18 protein-coding genes and 13 tRNA genes are annotated in these 25,892 nt (G+C 33.3%); 14 read left to right on the top strand and 17 right to left on the bottom strand.

Features of this window, described 5'->3' with window-relative positions; genetic code table 11:
* The first annotated feature begins 60 nt into the window (after positions 1-60).
* From Q0975_RS05865 to Q0975_RS05855, 3 genes are all read left to right on the top strand, one after another.
* Positions 61-1,374, top strand: coding sequence for a dihydrolipoamide acetyltransferase family protein (locus Q0975_RS05865; protein WP_299434338.1), 1,314 nt, complete (start codon positions 61-63; stop codon positions 1,372-1,374).
* A 158-nt stretch (positions 1,375-1,532) separates the two neighbouring features.
* A complete protein-coding gene (locus Q0975_RS05860) occupies positions 1,533-2,606 on the top strand; it encodes a branched-chain amino acid aminotransferase (RefSeq protein ID WP_299434336.1) in 1,074 nt (357 codons plus the stop codon).
* Positions 2,607-2,681: 75 nt separating this feature from the next.
* The gene (locus tag Q0975_RS05855) at positions 2,682-4,742 is read left to right on the top strand and encodes a thiamine pyrophosphate-dependent enzyme (RefSeq protein WP_299434334.1); all 2,061 of its coding nucleotides are present in this window, start codon (positions 2,682-2,684) and stop codon (positions 4,740-4,742) included.
* Between the two features lie 1,518 nt (positions 4,743-6,260).
* On the opposite strand, the gene Q0975_RS05850 is transcribed toward Q0975_RS05855, so the two are convergent.
* The 4 genes from Q0975_RS05850 to Q0975_RS05835 form a co-directional block, all read right to left on the bottom strand.
* On the bottom strand, positions 6,261-7,361 hold the full coding sequence (locus Q0975_RS05850; RefSeq protein WP_299434332.1) for a slipin family protein: 1,101 nt from the start codon (positions 7,359-7,361) through the stop codon (positions 6,261-6,263).
* Positions 7,362-8,683: 1,322 nt separating this feature from the next.
* The gene (locus tag Q0975_RS05845; protein WP_299434330.1) at positions 8,684-8,848 is read right to left on the bottom strand and encodes a hypothetical protein; all 165 of its coding nucleotides are present in this window, start codon (positions 8,846-8,848) and stop codon (positions 8,684-8,686) included.
* Between the two features lie 28 nt (positions 8,849-8,876).
* Positions 8,877-9,197, bottom strand: a complete 321-nt coding sequence (locus tag Q0975_RS05840; RefSeq protein ID WP_299434328.1) for a hypothetical protein — start codon at positions 9,195-9,197, stop codon at positions 8,877-8,879.
* Positions 9,198-9,219: 22 nt separating this feature from the next.
* A tRNA-Phe gene (locus Q0975_RS05835) sits at positions 9,220-9,292 on the bottom strand.
* A 226-nt stretch (positions 9,293-9,518) separates the two neighbouring features.
* Between Q0975_RS05835 and Q0975_RS05830 the strand changes: the two genes are divergently transcribed.
* Positions 9,519-10,385, top strand: coding sequence for a bile acid:sodium symporter family protein (locus tag Q0975_RS05830; RefSeq protein WP_299434327.1), 867 nt, complete (start codon positions 9,519-9,521; stop codon positions 10,383-10,385).
* Positions 10,386-10,440: 55 nt separating this feature from the next.
* Here Q0975_RS05830 and Q0975_RS05825 read toward each other — a convergent pair.
* The 12 genes from Q0975_RS05825 to Q0975_RS05770 form a co-directional block, all read right to left on the bottom strand.
* Positions 10,441-10,512: transfer RNA gene (locus Q0975_RS05825), tRNA-Thr, on the bottom strand.
* 5 nt (positions 10,513-10,517) lie between these two features.
* A tRNA-Gln gene (locus tag Q0975_RS05820) sits at positions 10,518-10,588 on the bottom strand.
* Between the two features lie 5 nt (positions 10,589-10,593).
* Positions 10,594-10,665: transfer RNA gene (locus Q0975_RS05815), tRNA-Arg, on the bottom strand.
* Between the two features lie 132 nt (positions 10,666-10,797).
* Positions 10,798-10,871: transfer RNA gene (locus Q0975_RS05810), tRNA-Leu, on the bottom strand.
* A gap of 10 nt (positions 10,872-10,881) precedes the next feature.
* Positions 10,882-10,953, bottom strand: a tRNA-Glu gene (locus Q0975_RS05805).
* A gap of 6 nt (positions 10,954-10,959) precedes the next feature.
* Positions 10,960-11,033 (bottom strand) — tRNA-Pro (locus Q0975_RS05800).
* A 6-nt stretch (positions 11,034-11,039) separates the two neighbouring features.
* Positions 11,040-11,111 (bottom strand) — tRNA-Asp (locus tag Q0975_RS05795).
* A gap of 54 nt (positions 11,112-11,165) precedes the next feature.
* A tRNA-Tyr gene (locus tag Q0975_RS05790) sits at positions 11,166-11,248 on the bottom strand.
* 98 nt (positions 11,249-11,346) lie between these two features.
* Positions 11,347-11,419 (bottom strand) — tRNA-Cys (locus Q0975_RS05785).
* Between the two features lie 4 nt (positions 11,420-11,423).
* Positions 11,424-11,496: transfer RNA gene (locus Q0975_RS05780), tRNA-Asn, on the bottom strand.
* A 137-nt stretch (positions 11,497-11,633) separates the two neighbouring features.
* Positions 11,634-11,720 (bottom strand) — tRNA-Ser (locus Q0975_RS05775).
* A 6-nt stretch (positions 11,721-11,726) separates the two neighbouring features.
* Positions 11,727-11,799: transfer RNA gene (locus Q0975_RS05770), tRNA-Lys, on the bottom strand.
* 826 nt (positions 11,800-12,625) lie between these two features.
* Between Q0975_RS05770 and Q0975_RS05765 the strand changes: the two genes are divergently transcribed.
* The 10 genes from Q0975_RS05765 to Q0975_RS05720 all read left to right on the top strand — a co-directional run bounded on the left by Q0975_RS05765 (position 12,626) and on the right by Q0975_RS05720 (position 24,484).
* Positions 12,626-13,129 carry a hypothetical protein gene (locus tag Q0975_RS05765; protein WP_299434326.1) on the top strand — a complete coding sequence of 168 codons (504 nt, stop codon included), beginning with the start codon at positions 12,626-12,628 and terminating at the stop codon, positions 13,127-13,129.
* 128 nt (positions 13,130-13,257) lie between these two features.
* Positions 13,258-13,938, top strand: coding sequence for a hypothetical protein (locus Q0975_RS05760; RefSeq protein ID WP_299434325.1), 681 nt, complete (start codon positions 13,258-13,260; stop codon positions 13,936-13,938).
* A complete protein-coding gene (locus tag Q0975_RS05755) occupies positions 13,939-14,952 on the top strand; it encodes a hypothetical protein (RefSeq protein WP_299434323.1) in 1,014 nt (337 codons plus the stop codon).
* A gap of 22 nt (positions 14,953-14,974) precedes the next feature.
* Positions 14,975-16,528: a phosphate ABC transporter substrate-binding/OmpA family protein gene (locus Q0975_RS05750; protein ID WP_299434321.1), complete on the top strand. Its 1,554-nt coding sequence runs from the start codon at positions 14,975-14,977 to the stop codon at positions 16,526-16,528.
* The gene (locus tag Q0975_RS05745; protein ID WP_299434319.1) at positions 16,528-17,496 is read left to right on the top strand and encodes an ABC transporter permease subunit; all 969 of its coding nucleotides are present in this window, start codon (positions 16,528-16,530) and stop codon (positions 17,494-17,496) included. The genes Q0975_RS05750 and Q0975_RS05745 overlap by 1 nt, the downstream gene beginning before the upstream one ends.
* Before the next feature lies 1 nt (position 17,497).
* Positions 17,498-18,307 carry an ABC transporter ATP-binding protein gene (locus tag Q0975_RS05740; protein WP_299434317.1) on the top strand — a complete coding sequence of 270 codons (810 nt, stop codon included), beginning with the start codon at positions 17,498-17,500 and terminating at the stop codon, positions 18,305-18,307.
* Between the two features lie 91 nt (positions 18,308-18,398).
* Positions 18,399-18,923, top strand: coding sequence for a hypothetical protein (locus Q0975_RS05735; RefSeq protein WP_299434315.1), 525 nt, complete (start codon positions 18,399-18,401; stop codon positions 18,921-18,923).
* A 22-nt stretch (positions 18,924-18,945) separates the two neighbouring features.
* Positions 18,946-20,850: an AAA family ATPase gene (locus Q0975_RS05730; RefSeq protein WP_299434314.1), complete on the top strand. Its 1,905-nt coding sequence runs from the start codon at positions 18,946-18,948 to the stop codon at positions 20,848-20,850.
* Positions 20,851-20,861: 11 nt separating this feature from the next.
* Positions 20,862-23,579, top strand: coding sequence for an AAA domain-containing protein (locus Q0975_RS05725; protein ID WP_299434312.1), 2,718 nt, complete (start codon positions 20,862-20,864; stop codon positions 23,577-23,579).
* A complete protein-coding gene (locus tag Q0975_RS05720; protein WP_299434310.1) occupies positions 23,576-24,484 on the top strand; it encodes a 2OG-Fe dioxygenase family protein in 909 nt (302 codons plus the stop codon). Before Q0975_RS05725 ends, Q0975_RS05720 begins: the two co-directional genes overlap by 4 nt.
* On the opposite strand, the gene Q0975_RS05715 is transcribed toward Q0975_RS05720, so the two are convergent.
* Positions 24,476-25,864, bottom strand: coding sequence for a hypothetical protein (locus Q0975_RS05715; RefSeq protein ID WP_299434308.1), 1,389 nt, complete (start codon positions 25,862-25,864; stop codon positions 24,476-24,478). The genes Q0975_RS05720 and Q0975_RS05715 overlap by 9 nt on opposite strands.
* Positions 25,865-25,892: the final 28 nt, after the last annotated feature.

The following is a 25,892-nucleotide window of genomic DNA, read 5'->3' as shown; positions in this document are numbered from 1 at the left end:
CTAGGTTTTAAAACCAAATAGGGATATAAAACAAAAACTAACGAACATTAGTTAACCACAATGTCAAGAATAGAATTAAAAATGCCCAAGATGGGCGAAAGTATATCAGAAGCAACCATTCTTAACTGGTTAAAGAATGTGGGAGATGCTATAGAGGAGGATGAAACAATAGTAGAAGTAGCTACAGATAAAGTAGATTCCGAAGTACCAGCACCTTGCACAGGAGTTATTGCTGAATTACTTTTTCAGCCCAACGATGTTGTTGAGGTTGGTCAGGTAATAGCGATTATTACCGCTGACACTGCATCCAATTCGAAAGAACCTGAGGAATCACAAAAGCATTCGTCCGATGAACAAAAACGTGATAAAGCTTCTCCGCCTCTGGGAGAGATGTCCGCCAAAAATGGACAGAGAGGGCAATTTAAGTTAGAAGGTTCCTCTGTAAACGATTCTTTCCTTTCTCCTCTGGTCGTAAGTATTGCTCAAAAAGAAAATCTTACGATAGAAGAAGTACAAAGTATTTCTGGATCTGGAGATGGCGGCCGTATTCGAAAGAGCGATATAATGCATTATCTTAAAAATAGAAAGTATGCATTGCCAAGTAAGCCACAACCTGTAGCGCCAAAATCTTCTTATAACGCACCTCCAATTTCTTATGTAGAAGGTAAAGATCGTATTGTAGAAATGGATCGTATGCGAACAATGATTGCAGACCATATGGTGTATTCTAAACACACCTCACCACACGTTACTAGCTACATAGAAGTAGATGTAACTGATATGGTAAATTGGAGAAATAAGGCAAAACATGAATTTTTGGAAAAACATGGTGAGAAATTAACTTTTACTCCAATTTTTGTAGAGGCTGTCGCTAAAGCAATTCAAGAATACCCTTTGATTAATGTATCGGTAGATGGTAAGAAAATTATCGTACATAAAGATATTAATGTCGGTATGGCAACGGCGTTACCTAGTGGTAATCTAATTGTACCTGTTGTAAGAAATGCAGATGAAAAAAACTTATTAGGATTAGCGAAAAATGTAAATCATTTGGCCAATAGTGCAAGAAATAACGCTTTGAAACCGGATGAGATAGGTGGTAGTACGTTTACGATTTCGAACGTAGGGACTTTTGGAAGCTTAATGGGAACACCTATTATCAATCAACCGGAAGTTGCCATTCTAGCATTGGGGATTATTAAGAAGAGACCAGAAGTTATTACAACAGAAAAAGGAGATGAAATTGCGATCAGAAGTATGATGTATTTGTCATTATCATTTGATCATAGAGTAGTAGATGGATTTTTAGGAGGTTCTTTTTTACGTAAAGTAGGAGATGAACTAGAAGCTTTTGATATAAATAGAGAAATATAATAATAAATGCATAAGGGATAGTAGCGGCATCCTTTTTTCTTGTCACTCTGAGATGTCACACTGAGCTTGTCGAAGTGTTGTCGAAGGGTCACAAGTAAAAAAGATACAGCGAATAGCCCGGTCTGCCATAGGCAGAATGTGCCCAAAATAAAATCGGAATGGAACAACAAATCAAAATAACAAGAACATTAGATTCTAAATTAAAAGATATTGATTTTGAGAATATCCCATTAGGAAGAGCTTTCACAGACCACATGTTTATATGCGAATATGAAGATGGGGCATGGCAAAACCCAAGAATCGAGCCTTTGGCAATGATTCCAACGCATCCAGCGGCAATGGCATTACACTATGGACAAGCTATTTTTGAGGGAATGAAAGCTACTGTTGGTCAACATAAAACACCATTATTGTTTAGACCAGAAGAGAATGCAAAACGTTTTAATCATAGTGCAGCTAGAATGGGAATGCCATCAGTTCCTACGGATCTTTTTGTAGAAGCTGTAAAACAAATTGTAGCTGTAGAACATAATTGGATTCCACCGCAAGAAGGAAGCGCATTATATCTAAGACCTTTTATGTATGCAGATGAACCTTTTATAGGTATGCGTGCAGCGACAAGCTATAAATTTATTGTAATCTGCTCTCCGGCAGGACCTTTTTTCACAAAAAGGATTAGACTATATGCGGAGACTGAATATATCAGGGCAGCTGATGGAGGAACAGGAGAAGCAAAAGCAGCGGGTAATTATGCCGCGGCTATTTTACCTACTGAAAAAGCGAAAGCGAAAGGGTTTGATCAAGTATTGTGGTTAGACGCTAACGAACATAGATATATTCAAGAAGTAGGTACAATGAATATCTTTTTTAAGATAAAAGGTAAATTTATTACTCCTGCAACTACAGGTTCTATTTTAAAAGGAATAACAAGAGATAGTGTTATTACTTTATTAAAGGACAAAGGTTTTGAAGTAGAAGAACGCGCTATTACTATTGACGAGATTATTGAGTATTCTAAAGAGGGAATTTTAGAAGAAGCATTCGGGACAGGTACAGCTGTTGCTATTGCTATGATAGAAGCAATAGGATATAAAGATGAAGTGATCACTTTGTCTGATGATAATCCGGTAAGTCTAGAAGTGAAAAATACATTGGACGAAATGAAAGTTCAGAAAAGAGAAGATACATTCGGTTGGATCATACCCGTAACTATTGAAGAGAGAGTAGGATAAGTATTAAGTACTAATGAAGAATTTAGAATTGCAAATAATCGTAATTCCCAAATCGTACATCAAAAATTAAAAGAGATGTTAGCTGAAAAAACAATAGCAAAAGAAGTTCTAAAAAAAGCGTTTAGCACACTTTGTACCGCTAAAAGCATGACCGAACTATATGAAGAAAATTTTAAGACAGTTTCTAAATATGTACATGCAACTTCTAGAGGACATGAAGCAATACAGATAGCAGTAGCTATGCAATTATTACCTCAGGATTATGCATTTCCCTATTATAGAGATGATTCGATGTTGTTAGGAATAGGGATGAAGCCTTATGACTTAATGTTGCAATTATTGGCTAAAAAAAGTGATCCTTTCTCTGGAGGAAGAACCTATTATTCTCATCCAAGTTTACGAGATGATGATAAACCAAAAATACCACATCAATCATCTGCTACAGGAATGCAAGCGATTCCTTCTACTGGTGTAGCCTTAGGAATGCAGTATAAAGAATTAGTTGGTATTAATGAAGACTTAGAAGATAAACCTCTTGTGGTTTGCTCTTTAGGAGATGCTTCTGTTACAGAAGGAGAAATTGCAGAAGCGTTCCAAATGGCAGCGTTAAAGCAATTACCGATATTATATCTAGTACAAGATAATGGTTGGGATATTTCTGCTAATGAAGCAGAAACAAGAGCGCAAAGTGCATATGAGTATGCAGCTGGATTTCATGGATTAGCCGCAATTACAATTGATGGTGCGAATTTCACGGAAAGTTATTTAGCAGTACAAGAAGCTATTCGAATTATAAGAGAAGAAAGAAGACCAATATTGGTTCATGCTAAAGTACCATTATTAAATCATCACACATCAGGAGTAAGAATGGAATGGTATCGTGATGATCTCGAAGAAGCAAGATCTCGCGATCCGTACCCAGTATTACGGAATCAATTGTTGCAAGCTGGTTTATCAGAGGATGAATTAAACAGTATTGAAGCCGAAGCAAAAGAAACTGTAGCAAAAGATCTTCAAGAAGCTATGAAAGCTGAAGACCCAACACCGGAAGATTTGTTTACTCATGATTTTGCTCCAACACCAATTGTAGAAGAAGTCGGTGAACGAATTCCTTCTGATAAAGAAGAAGTGGTGATGGTAGATTGTGCACTCTTTGCGGTAGAGGAGTTGATGAAGAAGCATAAAGAATGTTTATTATATGGCCAGGATGTAGGAGGACGATTAGGTGGAGTTTTTAGAGAAGCAGCTACATTGGCTCAAAAGTTTGGAGACGAAAGAGTCTTTAATACACCCATACAAGAGGCATTTATTGTGGGATCAACCGTTGGAATGTCAGCAGTAGGTCTAAAACCTATTGTAGAAGTACAATTTGCCGATTATATATGGCCAGGACTGAATCAATTATTTACTGAGGTAAGTAGATCTTGTTATTTGTCAAATGGTAAATGGCCAGTCTCCATGATTTTAAGAGTACCAATTGGTGCATATGGTAGTGGAGGTCCTTATCATTCATCTTCAGTTGAATCTGTGGTGACAAATATTAGAGGAATCAAAATTGCATACCCAAGTAATGGAGCAGATCTTAAAGGATTAATGAAAGCGGCATATTATGATCCTAACCCAGTTGTTATTTTGGAGCACAAAGGATTGTATTGGTCTAAAGTAAAAGGAACTGATGCTGCTAGAACTATAGAACCTTCTGAAGACTATATACTACCATTTGGTAAAGCTAATGTAGTACAGCAAGTATGGCCACAGGATGAAATAGAAACATTAACTGTGGTGACTTATGGAATGGGAGTTCATTGGGCACTGAATGCAACTAAGGATATAAAAGAGACTGTAGAAATTATAGATTTACGTACGCTATATCCGTTAGATGAAAGCACTATTATGGAGTCTGTAAAGAAGACTAAAAAATGTTTGGTAGTAACTGAAGAACCTACTAATAACTCTTTTGCCAGAGCTTTGTCAGGAAAAATCCAAGAAGAATGTTTCCGTTATCTAGATGCACCAGTAATGACCATTGGTTCTGAGAATATGCCAGCAATTCCACTAAATAGTACTTTAGAACAAACTATGATTCCTTCTACAGAAAAAGTAAAAGAGAAGATAGAAGAGTTATTGCGGTATTAAGAAAGTAGATATAAAGTAAAATTAACCTCATTTTGCGTAACAACAGATGAGGTTTAATTTTAATCAAAAAATATTTTGTAAGCTTTAACTTACAAAATTTAATTATTTTGTTTTTTTAGTATGTTAAAATACGTTTATTTTGGATAAAATACACAAAAAGTTTGGTGGATTGAAAAATAGCTGTATCTTTACACCAGAGTTAATGAGTTAGTATTTTCATTTTCCCCAAAATGAAAATTTTTATAAAAAGTTGAGTTTTAATTTTAGAATAAGCCCCTAAATTAAGATGATTTGTGTGAAGAAAAAGAGCGTGGAGACGCTCTTTTTTGTTTTTCAGTATTTTAAGCTAAGTATTCCCTTAAGTTTCCTTGTTGTTTTATTTTTTGATTATTATTGATCGAATAAACAGGATTTTTTATTCTATCAAACATAATGATTGTAGGTAAAATACTACATTTTTGTAGTTTTAAATATTTTTTTAATGTCAAAATGCATTTATTTTAGATAAAATGCACAAAAAGTTTGGTGGATTGAAAAATAGCTGTATCTTTACACCAGAGTTAATGAGTTAGTATTTTCATTTTCCCCAAGATGAAAATTTTTATAAAAAGTGAGTTTTAATTTTAGAATAAGCCCCTAAATTAAGATGATTTGTGTGAAGAAAAAGAGCGTGGAGACGCTCTTTTTTGTTTTTCAGTATTTTAGGCTAAGTATTCCCTTAAGTTTCCTTGTTGTTTTATTTTTTGATTATTATTGATCCAATAAACAGGATTTTTTATTCTATCAAGCATAATGATTGTAAGTAAAATACTACATTTTTGTAGTTTTAAATATTTTTTTAATGTCAAAATGCATTTATTTTGGATAAAATACACAAAAAGTTTGGTGAATTGAAAAATAGCTGTATCTTTACACCAGAGTTAATGAGTTAGTATTTTCATTTTCCCCAAGATGAAAATTTTTATAAAAAGTGAGTTTTAATTTTAGAATAAGCCCCTAAATTAAGATGATTTGTGTGAAGAAAAAGAGCGTGGAGACGCTCTTTTTTGTTTTTCAGTATTTTAGGCTAAGTATTCCCTTAAGTTTCCTTGTTGTTTTATTTTTTGATTATTATTGATCCAATAAACAGGATTTTTTATTCTATCAAACATAATAATTGTAAGTAAAATACTACATTTTTGTAGTTTTAAATATTTTTTTAATGTCAAAATGCATTTATTTTAGATAAAATGCACAAAAAGCTTGGTAGATTGAAAAATAGCTGTATCTTTACACCAGAGTTAATGAGTTAGTATTTTCATTTTCCCCAAGATGAAAATTTTTATAAAAAGTGAGTTTTAATTTTAGAATAAGCCCCTAAATTAAGATGATTTGTGTGAAGAAAAAGAGCGTGGAGACGCTCTTTTTTGTTTTATAATATTTTCATTAAATCATTCTAAAAAAAAAACTATTATTTCCCTTCGATGCATTATACACAAAAATGCACTGATCATTATAATCAGCACATTTTTTTCACACCTATCTATTCACAGAGAATATATCCTTCAATTGTTTTACCATACCATCATTACCAGAGAGTGTAATTTCACCAATTTTGTCAGAAATTTTCTCTACGTACTCCATTTCTTTAAGTTTGTAGAGCATTTCATTATCCTCCATCAGTTTTGCCGTGTTTAGCAAACTTCTGGTTGATGCTGTTTCCTCACGTCTGGTAATAGTATTAGCTTGAGCTTTCTTTTGTGCTATCAGTACCTGGTTCATGATTTCTTTCATTTCACCAGTAAGGATAATATCCCTAATACCACAATTCAATACTTTTACACCTAGTTTGCTTGTTTGACCGATAGTCGTTTCTACTATAGCATTTGCCATACTATCTTTACGTTCTAAAAGTTCATCTAGCGAGTAATTTCCTACGAAAGCTCTAAGAGCTAATTGCATCACGATGTATAATTGCTTTTCATATTCTTTATTGTCAAGCAACGCTTTTTCTATATCAACAACTTTATATTGTATGTAGAAATTTATACGAATTGCAGCTTTATCTTTGGTCAATAGTTCCTGACCAGCTATTTCTAACTGCAATTGACGTAAATCAGCTTTAGCAACTTTGATGGTAGTATCATTTCTCCAGAAACGATAGGTACCACTACCCAATGTTTTGTTATATACATCATCTACTATTAGTACTGCTTTTTCATACGCAGCAACTTCAAAAACGCGGATGTATTGATTAAGGGCATAGTGGCTAAAGAGAGATTTATTAATCTTTTCGGTAATGTAGACCTTACTAAGATCTACTGTGGTGAATTCATATTCACGGAGTCCTTTCCATAAAGTATATCTTCCTGCGGTGAATACGCTTTTGAAATTACCGTTTTCATAAACCAATACAATTTCACTATCCTTTACCTCAATTACATGTAGCATATCTTCCAACACTGTGTCTTTTAGTAAGAGTTCCAGCGCTATTGGTGTTGCAAAAGGTTTAGAAAGATCATATTGCATAGCACGTTCATTAAATCCTAACCAATGGATTCCTTGTGTTATTACACGATTGTAATCACCTTTTCTGAAAACCAAGCCTACTTTGCCAGCATTGATTCTTACTCGTTTCATTTTTTTAATTTTTGTGTCTGGTTTTTAGCAGACAGATTTAACATTAATTGGATGATAATCCCGTAACGGAGGCATTATCTACTTCTTGTATAATCCTTTAGTTTAGGATCATTTAGGAAGTATATTTTAGGGCGTACTCCGCCTGAGGCGGATCGGGCTATCCGCTATATCTTTTCTGTCCTACTTCTTGACTCCGCTCGAAGTGACAGAAAAGGATTTAGCTTGTCCTGAGCCTGTCGAAGGGCTGCTATCCCTTACGCAATTTCATATCGTAATTATATAATTCTCAAATCTCGGTTTCTCTTCTTTTTAAGGAAGATGTCTAAAGGACAGAGAGGTTAAAAAAACCGTGAAAGCAAATCATCTTTCGAGTACGGAAATAATAGAGAGTCATATTTTCTATAATTAGTTTTTAGTATCGAAATAAAAGAATCGGTATCTAAAAAAGACATCGTTATTCTAAAATCTGGATTCAAAAAAGTAGCTATTTCTGATGATGACATTACTACTATTTCAAAGAACTTTTAAGACTGTTCATATAATAAGAGTATTATAAGAACTGACTTGCTAATCGCAGTTTTTGTCATTTTTACAGCTTGACAAGCCGTGAATCAGTTTTAGAAGATGACCCGAACTTCATGAAAAACGGATTTTGAGTCCATTTTGGCTACATTAAAGTGTAGTGCTCTACCAACTGAGCTACAAAAGCCAAGAAGTTTTACTTCATGCTAATGACGGGAATCGAACCCGCGACAACCTAAGATCTGTCGTTCTATCCACTAAACTATCTGCCTAAGGCAGAGTGGGATTCGAACCCATGACACATAGAGTTTAGACTATTATTTGGTTAATAGTCAAACCTTCAAGCCAAGTTGAATATGAAGTGATCATACAATTCTGCAATACTTCATACAATAGTGTTATACAGAAACACCCAACAAGACTTGCTTGATATTTTTATTGTACCTCTTACCAGATTCGAACTGGTACTTTCGCCTAAGCGAACAGATTGGCTCTAAATGCGCTTCCCTACTTTGAATCCTGTTCATTTCGGTGCTTCTGCAAAACCTATTCATTAACGAGCGCGTCATTAACAACATCATCCAATCACTCCGCGGTTAAGTAACGGTCTTTTTCCGCAGCACTTCCCTTTATGCTAAAGAGGTGTTTTTTGTTTTTATCAAAAGCCCTGCTACATTCCTCAATTATAACAGGGCGATACTACAAACCCTCATTTGTTTTACCCCTTATAAAAGAGGGCTTGTTTTAATTACTATGCAAATGTTTAATGTATTAGCGCAATCTTTTTGCGTAGTAATTATTTATTTATAAAAAATACAATTTTGATCATTTTTACTTTTTAAAATATGGATGTCAGGATATAGCGCTTTCGTCATGCTATCCACATAATTAGATACCCACTTTAAAAGTAAAAGTTGTAAACTGTTTTTAGTTTTTTCTTTGGTAATTGTTAGTTGTGTTTTCATGATGTTGATTTTTAACTCATATTTTTAATTATGTATTATTTAATATTTCATACTCGTGATCACGTCTGTCAATTTCACCCAGAGGACTTCCTTTGAAAGTGGAAATATTTTTGAATCCGTTTTCTTCTAGAATTAGTGACGCTTCTTTTTTAACAGCTCCTCTTCTAGAATTTCCATAATCACCAGTTAATTTTTTTGTGGCTGGATCTAGATCACCCCAAAGCATATCTGGTTTGCCATTATCAATCGGTTCTACGAAATAGGTAATACCAGTAATCTTGGATTGAACTATGAATCTACCAGTGTCTTCGGTTTTACATAAAAACCTTTGTAATAAATTGTTTTTCATAGTTTTAAAATTTAGTTATTAGTGGAACAGACAGGAATTGAACCTGTATCTTCGGAGCTTCAATCCGACGCGTTGACCAACTCCGCTACTATTCCGTTTTAGGGTGTACTCTGGGATTCCCCGCCTGCCACAGTTAAAAATAGCGATGGCGGGCAGGGAACCCTGTTCTTCTCATTCACAGTGAGGCGCTTTACCAGATAAGCCTGCCTGCCATACAGCAGGTAGGCAGGCTAGAGACACCATTTTATTATTATTGGATTATTTGATATTCAGAGTATTGATAAATCTTTATATTAGACCATAGATAGGAAAACAAAGTTTATGGACAATATTTCGACGATTATTTTAGCTGCATCTTTATTCATTATTATGTTAGGGATGGGGTTATCTCTAGTAATAGCTGATTTTAAGAGAATACTTATTTACCCAAAAGCTATTTTAGTTGGTTTAACCAATCAGATGATAATTTTACCACTTATAGGGTTTGCAATTGCTTCTTTATTTTCATTAAAACCAGAGATTGCCGTAGGAATTATGATTTTAGCAGCTTGTCCTGGTGGAGCAACTTCCAATTTAATCTCTCATTTAGCTAAAGGAGATATTGCCTTGTCGGTAACTCTGACAGCTTTTAGTAGTTTAATCACCATCATAACTATACCATTTATAGTTAATTTTTCACTGCTTTATTTTTTGTCTGAGGACCAAGCTATTCAGTTGAATGTAATTGAAACGATTATACAGATTTTAGTAATCATTATTGTACCAATAGGTATAGGGATGATTATTAGAAAATACAATGAATCTTTTGCTTTAAGAATGGCTAAACCAGTAAAGATAGCTTCTGCACTAGTGCTTGCATTAGTTATTGTTGGTATTTTGGTTAAAGAAAAAGATAATTTTATTTCTTATTTACAGGAAGCCGGATTAGTTGCTTTACTATTAAATATATTGACGATGGCAATAGGATATTATTCTGCCAAGTTGTTTCGAGTTCACCATAAAGGTGCAATATCAATTGCGATAGAATCTGGTATTCAGAATGGTACTTTAGCTATATCAATAGCGATTGCTATTCTTCATAATACTTCGTTTGCGATAGCTCCTGCAGTATATAGTTTGTTAATGTTCTTTACAGGTGGTATTGCAATATTTTTTGGAATACGAAATAGTAAAAAAATAAAGAGTTAATAGTATAAATTCACCTACTATTTATATCGGTTTTACTGTTTGTACATTATATTATCTAAGGCATTGGGAATCGAACCCAAGACTCCCGCGATACAAGCGCGGTACTCTACCACTGAGTTATACCTTAGTTTGATGACCTGAAAGGATTCGAACCTTTACACCAAGAGTCAAAGTCTTGGATGCTGCCGTTACATCACAGGTCAGACTGCAAGCTCAATAGGATTTGAACCTATACTTCAAGGGTCGTAACCTTGGGTGCTTCCATTTACACCATGAGCCTATTTTGTACTCCACCTAAGATTACTCATTCATTTCTATTGTTTTAAGAAATCGTGAATGCTATGCATTTCGAACTTAGACTGAACAGGGCTTAAACCTGATGCCTCTCCCAGTTGGGCTAGTGGAGCATAAGTACAGGAAGAGAGATTCGAACTCTCAGAACCTTGATTCTAAATCAAGTGCGTATGCCAGTTCCGCCATTCCTGCATTAAAATTGTACTCTATAAGGGAATCGAACCCTTGTCTTCCGGTAGAAAGCCGGGTGCACTAACCACTATGCTAATAGAGCAATTTGTCTGAGAAGCAGGATTCGAACCTGCGACCTCTCGCGTCCAAGGCGAGTAAACAAAACCACCGTTATCTTCTCAGATATAGCGGTACCGACGGGATTCGAACCCGCGACCTTCCGAGAGACAGTCGGGTGCACTAGCCATTGTGCTACGGTACTATATTTCCTTGGAGAAGGAAATCTTTTTATACTTTTAACCAGTATTTTATTTGTGGAAGTAGCAGGATTCGAACCTACAAGCTCCGTAGAGATCAGATTTACAGTCTGGAGAGCCAGCCAATTGCTCAATACTTCCTTTTTTTGGAGATAAGAATGAGATTACTACGTTATCTCATTAAGTCGCAAAGTGGATTTCATAGTATTCAAACCAGTTTAATACTATTTCAATCATTGAGACAAGAATGAGATTCGAACTCATAAAAAACGGATTTGCAGTCCGTCGCCTTAACCATTCAGCCACCTTGTCTTAGCGATACCAGTAGGATTTGAACCCACATCTTAAGAGTTAACAGCTCCTAGCTTTACCAGTTAAGCTATAGTATCAATATTGCGGAGGACAAAGGAATTCCCGCCTGCCTTCAATTATTATAAATAAGAGCGGGCAGGGAACCTTCACTGCTGTTACGCAGACTTGTTTAGCAGACAAGCGCAACAAACCAATATTTGCCTATCCTCCGAAGCGGAAGAAGTGGGAGTCGAACCCACACGAGTCATTAGCTCCTAACAGTTTTCAAGACTGCGGCCACCGCCAATTGGCTTGCTCTTCCTTAAAGTTGACACAGAGGGATTTGAACCCACATCACCTCGATTAAAAGTCGAGTGCTTTTCCAGTTAAGCTACGTGTCAATTTTGGTTTTCAGTATGTCAATGAACTATGTGAATAAAAAAAGGCGCCTTATTCGGGCGCCTTTATATATCTTGTGGTTGTATGTCGGTTATAATCGCATACGTTTCCTTTCTATATAATAGACACCATGTATATTCCAATCGGAACAATATTCCTCTTGTTTGCTAAAGAGGCGGGTTAAACTATGTTGTAAACTATTCGGTATCATTCTTAATTTTTTATTGTTGTAAATAACTTAATCACTATTTATTTTTGTTTCGTTATGATTGCGATGCAAAGATCAAAACTTTTTTTTAATCTCCAAATGTTTTTTCAATTTATTTTGTTGATAATCAGATAGTTATGTTTGTTTTTAAATATAGGGATCCCTGTCCGTTTTTCAACGGATATTGGATGTTTTTGCAATCGTCTGTCTCTCTGATGCTTACTTTCCAAATACTATTCTTTATGTGCTAATTAGTTTTTAAACATTTTTTCGAAAATTTTTAATAAAAAAAGCGTCCAATTTCTTGGACGCTTGTACTATATCTGTTTTTTATCTTTAAATCATATCAAAATAATAGTCAAAAATAGTTACATAGCGTCCTTTTACCGGTATCAGATACTTCTATCCATCGGTAATCACACTGACTAAACAGTGATTTCGGCATAATATGTAATCTATTTTTTGTCATTTCTTATGCAAATATTCAATAATATGGCAATACAATCCAAATATTGAATGGGTTTTCTGAGGTTATCCTAATAATTTAGAATCAATTTAAGTGTTTTTTCTATAAAAAGCAAATAGCATTATATGAAACTATATTTGTACTTTTATCAGCAATGACAGTTCAAGATTTTATCAATTGGTTTGGAAATAACCCTAATTTGGTGTTAGGTTATTTTGCAGTAATTATAGCATTTTCGTTAATTGGGTTACTTTATGTAAAACCAGTAAATTTTAAACCTCCTATTAATTATTTCTACGGAATTTTAATTTATGCAGTTACAATACCAGGATTGCTAGCCCTGATTTTACTATTATATAGTTTTTTCTTTCTGAAAACTAATTTACTTCAGTTAGACTTGGTGACATACTTTGTTCCATTAATATCCATGATTATTGCTTTAGTAATTATTAATAAGACAATACCAATGTCCAGAATACCAGGTTTTGGGAAGTTATCAGGTCTTTTCATTATGATCATGATTACTTTTATTATTACTTACATTTTACAAAGAATGTTTTTTGGAGTCTTCTTTGTAGGAAGATTTCAATATTTAGTGGTATTTTTCTTAGCATTATTGTTTGGGTTAAAAATTGCTTGGGATCGTATGGTGAAATGATTGTGATTATAATAATTGTAACATTTTGATACTAGATGATACCTATAATATAAAGGTATAAGAGGAAATACTTATCTTAGAACCTTCTAAAACACTTATTTTTTTAAATTTGTTTAAAATCACTAACCATGCTAAAAAACTTAAAGTCCTTATTTATAGTTGATGATGCTGAAGAAGAAAATAAAGAACCTTCTGAGTCGACAGGAAAATCTGAGGTAAAATCAGATAAGAAGCCTGCTGCATCAACTCCACCACCACTTCCTAATAATCCAGTGAGTTCATCAACAGAAGGTGCGTTGGATACTAAAATAGTTGAAAAACTATTACAGGCAATAGAGAAGAATAATCTGGAAGGATTTGATTATTTGGAATATAAAAAGTCTCTTAAAGCTTTGGAAAAAATGCCAATGGATGAGGCAACAAAATATCGCTCGGCTTTTGCTACAGCTTCTACAATGGGAGTGACTCTGGATAAACTTTTACAGACTACTAATTTTTATATTGGTGTCTTAAATAAGGAAAACGAACAATTTATAGGAGCTTTTAAGAATCAATTTGATAGTAAAGTATCCGGAAGAGAAAGAGAAATTGCGCAGTTTGAATCTATTATAAAAGAAAAGTCGGAAGAAATTAAAAGATTGACTGAAGAAATTGCTAAACATCAACAACAAATAGGTGATTTAAAAGCTAAGGTTGAAGAGAGTAATAGTAAGATTAATAAAACACAGAATGATTTTAAAGTATCTTATAATCACCTGAAAGCACAGTTTGAAGAAGATATTGTTAAAATGCAGAAATACTTAAAATAAATGGACAACAACTCGTTAAAACCAAAAACATTTTGGAAAAGACCTGAAGGTAAAACAGGGATGTTATTTATGGGACTTTTAGGAGCAGGAGGATTGTATGGATTATACAAAGTGCTTCCTTTTCTAATTACCATTGTAGAGAACACTTTGTACTTAGGAGTTCTATTGGCTGTATTAGGAGCACTACTTTACATTGTATTAGATCCTAAGATGAGAAATCTTATTTTCTATATGTATAAATCTTTTATGCGTTGGTTAACAGGAATTTTCATTCAGATTGATCCAATAGGTATTCTAAAAAGTTATATAGATGATCTTCATAGTAATTTAAAGAAGATGAATAAGCAAATCGCTTCTTTGAAAGGACAGATGAAACGTTTGCAGACTATTATATATGATAACAAGAAGAATATCAATAATAATCTAAAACTGGCTAGTGCTGCAAAGGAAAGAGATAAGAAGGGAATTATGATCCTTAAATCCAGAAAAGCAGGTAGATTAAAGGAGTCTAACCTGAAATTGGATGAACTTTATAAAAAGATGGAAATCTTGTATAGAGTTTTAGTCAAAATGTATGAAAACTCTGAAATACTACTGGAGGATATAGAGGATCAGGTAATGGTTAAGGAGCAAGAAAGAAAAGCTGTACGAGCTGGACATTCTGCTATGAAATCTGCAATGAACATTATAGCTGGTAACAACGATAAGAAAGAAATGTTTGATCGAGCATTAGAAGCAATAGCGGATGATGTAAGTATGAAAATAGGAGAGATGGAGCGTTTCATGGAAATGTCTAATAACTTTATGGATTCTATCGACTTACAGAATGGAATATTCGAAGAAGAAGGTTTAGAGCTTCTAGAGAAGTGGGAAAACGAAGGCGTTTCTCTGATTTTAGGTAACGATAAAGATTTATTAGTGCACGATCGACATAGTGTTGATCTAGATGCACCAATTGTAAAAACTAAAACCCAAAATAATCAATACTCAGACTTATTTAATTTTGAGGATTAAAACATAACACTAATCAAAAATCATGGCAAAAGGAAGATTAACACCGTTTTCAAAAATTTTAATTGTAGTACTCATTATCGGAGGGTTATATTTTTTACTAAATAAATTTGTAAGGAATAACCCAGACGCTAAAGAAAAAATAGAAGAATTGACTTCTTCTTCTGATAAAGGAGAAACAAAAGAAGGATATAAAGATGTCATCAATGTAGGAGTTGTAACCTGGGGAGGATATGCAGGTGGACAATATTTTAATGAAGGGTTTAAAGCTAATACTGCATCTAGATTCTATAAAGACTATGGATTTAAAGTAAATTTTGAAGTAATTGATGATTTTGATGCTTCTAGAGATGCTTTTAAGAATGGTTCTATCGATTTAATGTGGGCAACAATTGATGCATTCCCAACAGAAGTAGAAGGATTATCTCAATATCAGCCACAAGTAGTATTTCAGGCAGACTGGAGTCGTGGAGGAGATGCGATCGTAGCAGCTAGAGGAATTAATAAAGTGAGTGATCTTAGAGGAAAGAAGATTGCCGTAGCACCTATGACACCTTCGCATTCTTTCTTGATTTGGTTATTAGAAGCTAGTGATATGACTACAAAAGATGTACAATTGGTAGAAGTGCCAAGTGCTATTGATGCAGCAGATTCATTTAAGAGTAATACGGTAGACGCAGCTGTAGTTTGGAGTCCGGATGATGCAGATTGTGTAGCTAAAGTAGCAGGTTCTAAAGTACTAGAAAGTACTAAAAATGCAACGCATATTATCGCAGATGTTTTTGTGTCTAAAAAAGAATTTATCGAAACTCATAAGGAACAATTACAAGATCTATATGAAGGATGGATGATCGGAGCTTCAGAATTAAATGGTTCAGATAGTAACAAAAGAAAAGCAGCTAAAATTCTTGCTGAAGGATTATCACAACCAGAAGATTTCTGTTATGATGCGATTAACAATGTAAGGTTAGCAACACATGGAGATAATAAAGATTTCTTTGGATTAAATTCTAGTTATACTGGAGTTACTGGAGAGGATCTTTATAATAAAATGAAGGTAAAATATAATGCTCTTGGATACAGTACTGCTGGAGCGAAAAGCTGGAGGTTATTATCTACCAAAGATTTGGTAACAAAAACATCGCTTTCTGGTAATACGCACAATGCGGAGCAGCAAAAACAGTTTACAGCCGTTGATAAGACATTAGAAAAGAAAGAATCATTATCTTCTAAGAAAGTAAGTATCAGTTTTAGAACTGGAGAATTTCAGATAGATGATAATTCTAAGCAATTAATAGATCTTCAATTTACGCCAATTGCAAAAGCTTTTGCCAATGCACGTATCAGAATTGAAGGGAATACTGATAATGTAGGAGGTAGAAATTCTAATATTACGTTGTCAAAAAAGAGAGCACAATCTGTAGCGGATTATTTGATTAAGCAACATAATATGCCAGCAAATAGATTTATCATTTTGGGTAATGGCCCTGATAAACCACTTCCAGGATGTGAAAGAAATCAAAATGCTGACTGTAAGTCTAAGAATAGAAGAACAGACTTTGAACTGGTAGTAGACTAATGGTAAAGATTAAAAAACTATTTGAACTTAGGGGTAATTTAGAATCAAAAGACAAAGGAATACTTACCGTTATTGGCGCTTTGATTCTAATTGGCTTATGGTTTTTGATGGCTGAGTTTCTATCAACATCTGTAATTACTCAGGATGAATCAATAGATATTTCTAAAATAGCTCAAAGTGAGCGGAAGTATTATGAAAATGATTCTCTCCTGATCGCTAGTTATGATACTTTAGAACAAATGGGTGTTGAGGAATTGACATCATTTGGCCTAAAGAAAAACAAAGTATATCCTTTGTTGCCATCACCAATTAAAGTAATTAAAGCATTTCCGGATCTTAATAAAAACGATGATGTAATAGGGAACACCTTTTATTCTATTAAATTAAATTTTTTAGGATATCTGGTGGCAATCCTGATATCTATTCCAATTGGTTTTTTATTAGGATTAATCCCATTGTTTAGAGGATTGTTTAGTCAGATTATCAATTCGTATCGTTTTATTCCGTTAACTGCTGTAACTGGTATTTTTATTATGTGGTTAGGGTTGGGAAGTGATATGAAAGTATCTTTTCTGGCATTTGGTATTATTGTGTACTTGATACCCGTCGTCATTCAGCGGATCGATGAGGTCCAAAATGTATATCTCAATACTGTTTTTACTTTGGGAGCAACTTCGTGGCAAACCATTAAGACTGTTTATATGCCTTATGTTTTTTCTAAGATTATTGATGATATCAGGGTATTGACGGCAATTTCTTGGACATATATCACCATTGTAGAAATGCTGAATAAAGGAGGTGGAATAGGAGAATTAATCTGGACTGCAAAACGACAAAGTAGAATCGATAAAGCTTTTGCTATACTAATTATCATAGTGGTTATAGGGATATTACAAGATCGACTTTTTGTCATGATCGATAGGATATTATTTCCATATAAACACATTAATAAAGGAAACAAACACTAATATGGCATTACAGTTTACAGATAGTCCTCAGGCTCCTAATGTTATAGAACTTAGAGGGATCTCTCAATCATATGATGGAGGGAAAACCAAAATCATAGAAAATTTAGATTTATTGGTAGAGGACAAACCCATGCAAGGGCAATTTTCTGTCATATTAGGAATGTCAGGATGTGGTAAATCTACTTTGTTACGATATATAGCAGGATTACAAGAACCAACTTCAGGTACTGTTTTGGTAAAAGGAAAACCTGTTAGTAAGGAGAATAGGGTGAGTATGGTATTTCAGCAGTATTCATCATTGCCTTGGATGACAGTGTTAGATAATGTTGGTTTAGGATTGCGTTTTAAAGGGGTTTCCAAGAAAGAGCGTGATGAAAAATCAATGGAAATGATCCAATTGGTTGGATTAGATGGTCATCAGAAAAAATATGCACAATACCCAACACTTTCTGGAGGGCAATTACAGCGGGTAGCGATTGCTAGAAGTTTGATGTCTAATCCCGAAATCTTATTAATGGACGAACCTTTTGGAGCTTTAGATATCAAAACTCGTTTGCAGATGCAGGATTTATTAATTGGCATTTGGGAAAAATTTAGTCCTACAATTTTATTTGTAACTCATGACATACAGGAGGCGGTTTACTTAGCGGATGATATTTATATCATGAAACATGCGCCTTCTCATTTCGTGAAGCATATAGATATCGATTTACCTTTTAATAGAAACCGAGAAACAAAACGATTAGCACATTTTGATGAACTAGTACACGAAGTAGAAGATGCAATGATGCAGATTGATGTAGGGAGTTAATTACTTCTATAGGTATGTTATATGGTTTCCTTGGTTAGTCTTAAACTACTTTAAATGTAGCATACATAACATAATCCGAAAAGATTCATAAATGAAGAATATAATAGGTATAGCATTAATTTTAGTGTCATTTGTAATTTTTGGAGTACGAATTTCAAAATCAGTACAGTTTAAACAAAATGTTTCTGGATATTTGAAAAGGGCAGCAGATGCAAATACTATTGAACTTGCTAATGAAGAACTCACTAAAGTTATTGATTATTTAGAATCCAATAATATTACTAGCGGATATACTTCTATGTTATGGGAAACCCCGGATGAAGATATTGGTTTTTGGTATAAAAATTTAAAAGCAAGTCAAACCGAACTTCAGAATTTGAAATCGAATAGTGCTTTAGAAAGAACCAATGTATTGATAAAACTAAGAGAAACATTAGTAGATACTGGTGAAAGGACTAAAGTTACTGTCCCTAAGGGGTTAGCTGTTTATCCTAACAATATGTTATGGGGGATTTTGATGTTGACTGCATTTTTATCATTGTTAATAGGTTTTGTAATACTAGCCGTAGAATCCGAGAAGAGATCTAAAAAGAAGAAACAACAACTATCGTCCTAAATTAAATTTCATAAGGAGTATTATGACCAACAGAAAATACCATAAAGCCACAGATCTTTTCTTTTCGAAATTAGCTCAGGAACATAAAGCTTCTTTCTTTAAAGGAAAATCAATCAATCCATTAAAAATATTGTCTATTTCTTCTGCTTTTCCAACACTTAGAATTAAAGATGAAGATTTATTGGTATTGTACTCTTTAAAAGAGTCTCTAGAGGAATTAGATTTTGTAATTACGACACAACATATTCATATAGCCGAAAATAAAATTCCGCTAACTAAAGATGTATTTAAGGATGTAAAGTTTAGTGCTTTTCCCGAAGGGCATATTACTTTATTGAATGATTTGGTAGATGAATTGATATTAACTAAAAAGGACGAAAAAAAGAGTTTATCAGATTTCACGAATAAGTTTAAGGATTTTGTAAATCAAAAAGAAGATACCTCTCAGGAATTTGATATCGATTATGAGTTTCTTCAAATCTTAAAAAATGAAGGTGAAAAAATCCAGAATCTGGCAGAAGATCTTAATAATAACAAACGATTTTCTAATACGATCAATGCCATTGTTCATAAAACGGATGATGCATTAGAATTTAAAGCAGAACATGTTATTCTACAGGATATCATCAAGGTATTCAATATGATTTATCCATTGAGTGATAAAAAGAATGAGATAGCTGATACCAAAATAAAATTTCTACTAGCCTTTTTGTTTGAAAAACTTCAAGGAAATGATATCATAGCTTCTTTATCTATAGAACGAATTAATAAGTTTGTACAATCAGAAAAATTTGATGAGAATATTGAGGTGATCAAAACCGCAAGCCTATTTAACTTAGGAGACGAATATAAAAATGAATTTTTACTTCCATCTTTATTAAAAAGATTAGATAGTCAGCATTTTGCGAATTCAGGATCCTTTCTGTATCGTATTGCTTCGTTAATAACCAAAGCAGATGGAACCATATCCGAAGAAGAGAAAACATTGCTTAAGAAGATTAATGATAAACTATCAAACCCTAAAGAAAAATTAGAAGGAGTTAAGCAAACGGAAATTGATGAGAACGAAACGCTAGATGATGTAACAGATGAGCTCAATGAACTGATAGGTCTTGATAATATTAAAACGGCAGTACAAGAACTCTCTAATTTTTTAAAAGTACAGAAACTAAGAGAAGAAAAAGGACTGAAGAATGTGAACAATTCATTGCATTCAGTTTTTATGGGACCTCCAGGAACTGGAAAAACAACAGTTGCACGCTTAGTATCTAAAATATACAAGCATTTAGGATATTTAGAGAAAGGTCATCTGGTAGAAACCGATAGAACCGGTATGGTTGCTGGATATGTCGGACAAACAGCGCTAAAGGTAGAAGAGGTTATAAAAACTTCTTTGGACGGTGTATTGTTTATTGATGAAGCATATTCTTTAGCTAAAGACAATAAAAAAGACTTCGGAAACGAAGCTGTTGAGGTTTTACTGAAGAAAATGGAAGATCATCGAGATCAATTAGTTGTAATCGTTGCGGGATATCCTGATGAGATGGAGGAATTTATAGAGTCTAATCCTGGTTTACAATCGCGATTCAATAGGTATTTTACGTTTGATCATTATAAACCAAAAGAGCTGATTGGAATTTTCGAACTTTTTTGTCTTAAAAATGATTTTGTACTAGCAGAAGAGGCAAAGGAAAAATTAGAATTTATTTTTGAAAAGCTATATGAAAAGCGACATAAAAGTTTTGGTAATGCAAGAGTTGCTCGAAACTTATTCGAAAAAATAATAGAATACCAAGCCAATCGCATAGTGTCCATAACACCACTCACAGAAGAGTTACTAAAAACCATAGTTGAAGACGATATTCCGCCAGTAAATCAAACCGTAGATGATTATTTAAGGTTTCAGAAAGACGAGGAAGAAGCTTAAATTAGCACTCTATGCACATAGAAAAAGTCTTATCGTACTATCAGGATTGTTATAAGCAAGAATTCAGAGATAATGATGTACTCAATTTTTTAGGAACTAAAGTCCATAAACGATTCTTTCTAAACACGATTGACCAGTTATATCGTGAGGAGGATACCGTCTTTATGAAAACCAATTTTGGTGAAGAGTTATACAAGTATCTTGAGATCCACAGAAAGGAAAAAACATTCGTAGCTTGTAGTTTTTTTATTACAGGAAAACTTACTTTTTTAGGTAAAAAGAGAACGATTTGCGCTCCTTTAATAATGACACCTGCTACACTAGAGATTAATAATGAAGCCCTATATCATGTCAATTATAATTTTGACGAAAATAGAGTTAATGATGCTTTGTTAAATGTGTTGAAATCTAATTTTAATCTTGATGATTCTTTTGTTCTGGAGATGAAATCATTGATTAATGATCAAGAGCCAAAAGCGCAGAATATAAGTGCTATCGCAAAGAAACTAGGTTCCTATGTTACTATAGATACTACATTTATACAAGAATTGCCCGAGTTGATTTCGGGTGACAAAGTAAGAAGTCATTTAAAGGCTTCATCGTTAAAATTACTTCCTGCAATTGCCTTAGGTATCGTTGAGAAATCAAAATCTAGTCGTAATGTATTGCATGAAATCGATGAGATAAAAGAACGACATATTTTTAATGATATGCTTCAAGGTTTTTTCTCAAGAAGAAAAATTGAGATTACTTCAGGAAGTAAATCAGATAAAACAATATATGTTCCTTCTAATCTTAGCGATTCACAGCTAGATATCATTCAGGCTGTAAAATCGAATGATGTCACTGTGGTGATTGGTCCTCCTGGAACAGGTAAATCTTATACAATTGCTTCTTTGGCTTTGGATCAGGTATATCACAATAAAAGTGTATTGATATGTTCTAAATCAGACCAAGCTGTCGATGTGCTACAAGATAAAATTGTAAATGATTTAGGGGTAAAAGGACTCTCGATAAGAGCTGGTTCTGGAAGAAGTCATCGCGCTACATTACGAAAAAAAATAGAATCAATTACTAGGTTCAGAAAATCTGGTGGCGATTATTATATTCCTAGAAAACAAAGTGAAATAGACTATGCACAAGAAAAGATTAAGGAAATAAGTGAAGAAATTCAGGAAAGAGAGCACCGTGAAATCAAAAATGCAGAGCTATTTCTAGACTATAACCCTTCTTTTTTTAAAAGATTAAAACGGAAGTATGTATCCAGACAAGTATTAAAAGAGTACCCTTTTTGGCAATTGATAGAACTATTGGATCATTACATTCATCAGAAAAATAAATTGATCAAAGAAATCATTTCTTTGAAGTATCAAGATAAGATTTCTAGTTTATTGAAAAAAGATCGAACTTTTCCTCAATTATTAAGGTTGATTAAAACTAAAGATGTTGTAGAAAGGGAACGTTTATTTCAGACTATAAATTTCCCATCATTGTTACAATGTTTGCCTATTTGGATTACAAGGTCTACAGATGTTAGTGATGTGTTTCCATTAGAGAACAATATTTTTGATGTAGCAATTATTGATGAAGCTTCTCAATGTGATATTACAACCATGATTCCGGTATTGGCAAGAGCTAAAAAAATTGTGGTAGTAGGGGATCCAAAGCAGCTTAGACATGTTTCTTTTTTATCTAGGCAAGTGATGGAAAATACAGCTAACAATTATGGTTTGCTGCAGGGAGTGGATGTTATGAATTATAGAGAGACCAGTTTCCTGGATTACGCGATGGAACGGTTACCTTCTCAAAGTAATATCCATTTTTTGGATGAACATTATAGGAGTGTTCCTAGTATCATACGATATAGTAATCAGAAATTCTATTTTGATAGGCTAAAAGTAATGTCAGACTTGCAGATTCATAATAAATCATCGGCTGTGCACTGGGTTTTTTGTGATGGTCAGAAATTAAAAGATGGTACGAACCTTAAGGAAGCGGATAGAATATTAGAAGACGTACAAAAGGTAATTAATGAAGAGCTTCATATAGCTTCTGGTGTAGCAACTACAATTGGTATTCTTTCCCCTTTTAGAGATCAGGTAAATTATCTAAAGAATAAGATAGAAGAGTACGATCTTTCTGCTATAAAAAAGCATAGAATTGCAGTGGGAACTCCTTTTGAGTTTCAGGGAGAGGAACGAGATCAAATGCATATCACATTTACCATAGATAATGATATAAGCACTTCAGTTTTTCAATATTTGGATAGAGAAGATGTATTCAATGTAAGTATAACACGTGCGAAACAAAAACAATTTTTATACTATTCTTTTGACGCCAAAAACTTTAAGAATAAACATTTATTGATCGATTATCAGTCAGAAACTAGGATACATCATCAACATAGTACGGTTGAAGAATATATAGATAATTTCTCGAAAGAAGTCCACGAAGAATTGATTCAGTTGGGAATTGAGGAAAAAGATATTATTGTTAATTATCAGTTAGCAGGATATGTAATGGATATTTTATTAACTTATAACCAAAGAACTATTTGTATTGATTTGGTGGGATATCCTGGAGCATTAGAAAAGACATTTTCTATTGATCAGTACAAAACATTGTTTAGGACAAAGGTTCCTATCATAACAATACCTTATGCATATTGGTTGTTTAATAAAAATGCTTGTCTAGAGCACATTAGTAAAAAAGTAAGAATCAAGAAGTGATCACAGAAAAAAACATATCTAAATTATTAGGTCGAACTATTAAATCACCGATTCGAGTAGGAAGTGTATCTGATTTACGGATGGATCTCAACTCTTTTTTAAGTTTCTTTAAACCTCAGTTTGAAACACTGCAAGATGACGTATATCTGGTGAGAGGAAAACAAATTGCTTTTTTAAAAGAAACTTTTTCTTCAGATTCGACATCAATTGAAAAGTTACATAAACCTTATTTTGAAGGTACAAGAACAATAGAAGCTTTAGCATATTGGATAGAACGATTAGATACGAATCAACAACAAGAATTCGATCAATTATCAACCATTACCAGACAACGAAATATTGCCTCTTTTTTAATCGAGATTTGGGATGATCAATATTTTGTGGAAAGAATAGTTCAACAAGGTTTTGAACAGGATGTGGATGATTTTAGAGTATGGAAACGCGTTTTTAAGCAAGCGAAAAGAGAGGCTGTAGAGAATGAAATGTTTTTTGAACTGCTAAAAAAAATGGCTGGTCTTGTTAAAAAAATACATCCGGAAGTTCGAAAGATTCAAATTACGAGTCATTTTATGAGAACTATTTCTAAAGAAAAAATAAAAGGGGAAAATTCCCCAGAAGGAGTGCACGAAGATGGTGCTCAATATATTATGTCTGCATTGGTGGTGAATCGACAAAACATTACTGGTGCAGAAAGTCAGGTTTATGAAAAAATCACTTCGGATACTAATGAACTCATCTATAAAAAAGTATTAGAGCCAGGAGAATTTATTTTTCAGGCAGATACAGGAGAGGAGTTTACTTTTGGGAATGATCTTTGGCATTATGTAACTCCTATAGAGCCAGAAGATGTTTCAAAACCTGGAATCCGTGATATTATAGGGTTTGATATGGATATTTTAGAGTAAAGATGTTCCTGTTTTATTCTTTAGGTTTTCAGATTCTTCTTCTATTTGTTTTTTGATACTTTTCGATTTCGTTTCATTATATAATTGTAATAGCATAGTTTGTCCTTTTTTTTCGGAAAAACAAGCCAATATTTGAATCCCTACGATTCCTAAAACCCTAGAACCTTTTCCATAGCCTCTTTTTTTTCCTACACGAGCATACGCCCGTTCTATAATAACAGGAATTACGGATAAACAAGAATCTATTTTTAAATAAGAAGATAACAACATCAATCCTGAAATAATTGATATATTTTCTTTTGGTAATGGTTTATAATCTACTTTGAAGCGTTTTCCATAATAGATATAAGTAACAGGAATAGATTTAACTTTAGATTTATATTGAATAGCATTTTGCAAAGTATCAAATATTAATGTACTTACCATTTTTTTTCCAATAACAGGGATTAATTCATGAACACTATCATAGGTATGTTTAGGAGTAGATATGGGAACTGTGGTAGAATTACTAAACGTATGTAATAATTTGGAGAAAGCAGTACGATATGGATTTTTCAAACCTATAATTTTAGTATTGACTCTGTTTCCAAAATGATCTGGTAGTACTAAAAAGAGAGGTAAATGATCGTTTAATAATTGAGCACGATAATTTATGAGTATTCGTTCTATAGCGTTAGATATATAAGAACAATATCGATATTCTTCATAACGTATTTTTCTACTCCATAGTAAAGCTTTGAGGGAAATATAAAAATCTGAAGAAACTGATTTTTTTTGAACACATTTGTTTATTCTATTTACAATAGTTTTTTCTGGTGTATAAGGCAATGTGTTTTTGCCCCAAAAATCAAAAAAAATCATCAACTCCCTTTCGGTATGTATTTGATTAAAAAGGTTTGTTGGCGAAGTATTAAAAACCTTCTCATTAGACCACAGTTTGATAATAACAATTAATTCTTTATTTGTGAGCGGTAGCGTTGTTCTGAGTAGATAGTTAGCTAACATCGCTCTATAATTTTCAGGTACTTTCGAGTTGTTATTTGTCCATTCCTCTTTTGATATTAAATAATGTAAAAATTCTTTTTTTTCAACTTTAGTCAGGTTAGAAAAAACTTCATAAGATATCAGTTCTTTTATATTTATGACATAAACTTTCTGATCTTCTAGCAAAGAGAAGTTTTTTGCTTCCTGAAATAAATCGGATAATAATTCTTCATATGGATTGTATGTGTCAGATATAGAAAAATTATCCACATTTATAATGGATGTTTCCCTAGGTGCAGGATTTTCTTCAGAAAGAAGATCTTTTTCCTTTTGGGTGAATTCAAATTTTTGTTCTTCTATTCCAAATATTTTGGAAAGCAATTTATCAAGATTCATTTTTCAACTGTGAAAATGTTTTTGAGAT

The organism is uncultured Aquimarina sp. (assembly GCF_947500065.1).
Classification (GTDB): Bacteria; Bacteroidota; Bacteroidia; order Flavobacteriales; family Flavobacteriaceae; genus Aquimarina.
Note: the sequence above shows the minus strand (reverse complement) of the source record. Positions and strands in the feature narration are given on the sequence as shown.

What these genes read in the sequence shown, in the direction of transcription:
- Q0975_RS05865 (WP_299434338.1), top strand. Translation starts at nt 61, where the DNA reads ATGTCAAGAATAGAATTAAAAATGCCCAAGATGGGCGAAAGTATATCA.
- Q0975_RS05860 (WP_299434336.1), top strand. Translation starts at nt 1,533, where the DNA reads ATGGAACAACAAATCAAAATAACAAGAACATTAGATTCTAAATTAAAA.
- Q0975_RS05855 (WP_299434334.1), top strand. Translation starts at nt 2,682, where the DNA reads ATGTTAGCTGAAAAAACAATAGCAAAAGAAGTTCTAAAAAAAGCGTTT.
- Q0975_RS05850 (WP_299434332.1), bottom strand. Translation starts at nt 7,361, where the DNA reads ATGAAACGAGTAAGAATCAATGCTGGCAAAGTAGGCTTGGTTTTCAGA.
- Q0975_RS05845 (WP_299434330.1), bottom strand. Translation starts at nt 8,848, where the DNA reads ATGAAAACACAACTAACAATTACCAAAGAAAAAACTAAAAACAGTTTA.
- Q0975_RS05840 (WP_299434328.1), bottom strand. Translation starts at nt 9,197, where the DNA reads ATGAAAAACAATTTATTACAAAGGTTTTTATGTAAAACCGAAGACACT.
- Q0975_RS05830 (WP_299434327.1), top strand. Translation starts at nt 9,519, where the DNA reads ATGGACAATATTTCGACGATTATTTTAGCTGCATCTTTATTCATTATT.
- Q0975_RS05765 (WP_299434326.1), top strand. Translation starts at nt 12,626, where the DNA reads ATGACAGTTCAAGATTTTATCAATTGGTTTGGAAATAACCCTAATTTG.
- Q0975_RS05760 (WP_299434325.1), top strand. Translation starts at nt 13,258, where the DNA reads ATGCTAAAAAACTTAAAGTCCTTATTTATAGTTGATGATGCTGAAGAA.
- Q0975_RS05755 (WP_299434323.1), top strand. Translation starts at nt 13,939, where the DNA reads ATGGACAACAACTCGTTAAAACCAAAAACATTTTGGAAAAGACCTGAA.
- Q0975_RS05750 (WP_299434321.1), top strand. Translation starts at nt 14,975, where the DNA reads ATGGCAAAAGGAAGATTAACACCGTTTTCAAAAATTTTAATTGTAGTA.
- Q0975_RS05745 (WP_299434319.1), top strand. Translation starts at nt 16,528, where the DNA reads ATGGTAAAGATTAAAAAACTATTTGAACTTAGGGGTAATTTAGAATCA.
- Q0975_RS05740 (WP_299434317.1), top strand. Translation starts at nt 17,498, where the DNA reads ATGGCATTACAGTTTACAGATAGTCCTCAGGCTCCTAATGTTATAGAA.
- Q0975_RS05735 (WP_299434315.1), top strand. Translation starts at nt 18,399, where the DNA reads ATGAAGAATATAATAGGTATAGCATTAATTTTAGTGTCATTTGTAATT.
- Q0975_RS05730 (WP_299434314.1), top strand. Translation starts at nt 18,946, where the DNA reads ATGACCAACAGAAAATACCATAAAGCCACAGATCTTTTCTTTTCGAAA.
- Q0975_RS05725 (WP_299434312.1), top strand. Translation starts at nt 20,862, where the DNA reads ATGCACATAGAAAAAGTCTTATCGTACTATCAGGATTGTTATAAGCAA.
- Q0975_RS05715 (WP_299434308.1), bottom strand. Translation starts at nt 25,864, where the DNA reads ATGAATCTTGATAAATTGCTTTCCAAAATATTTGGAATAGAAGAACAA.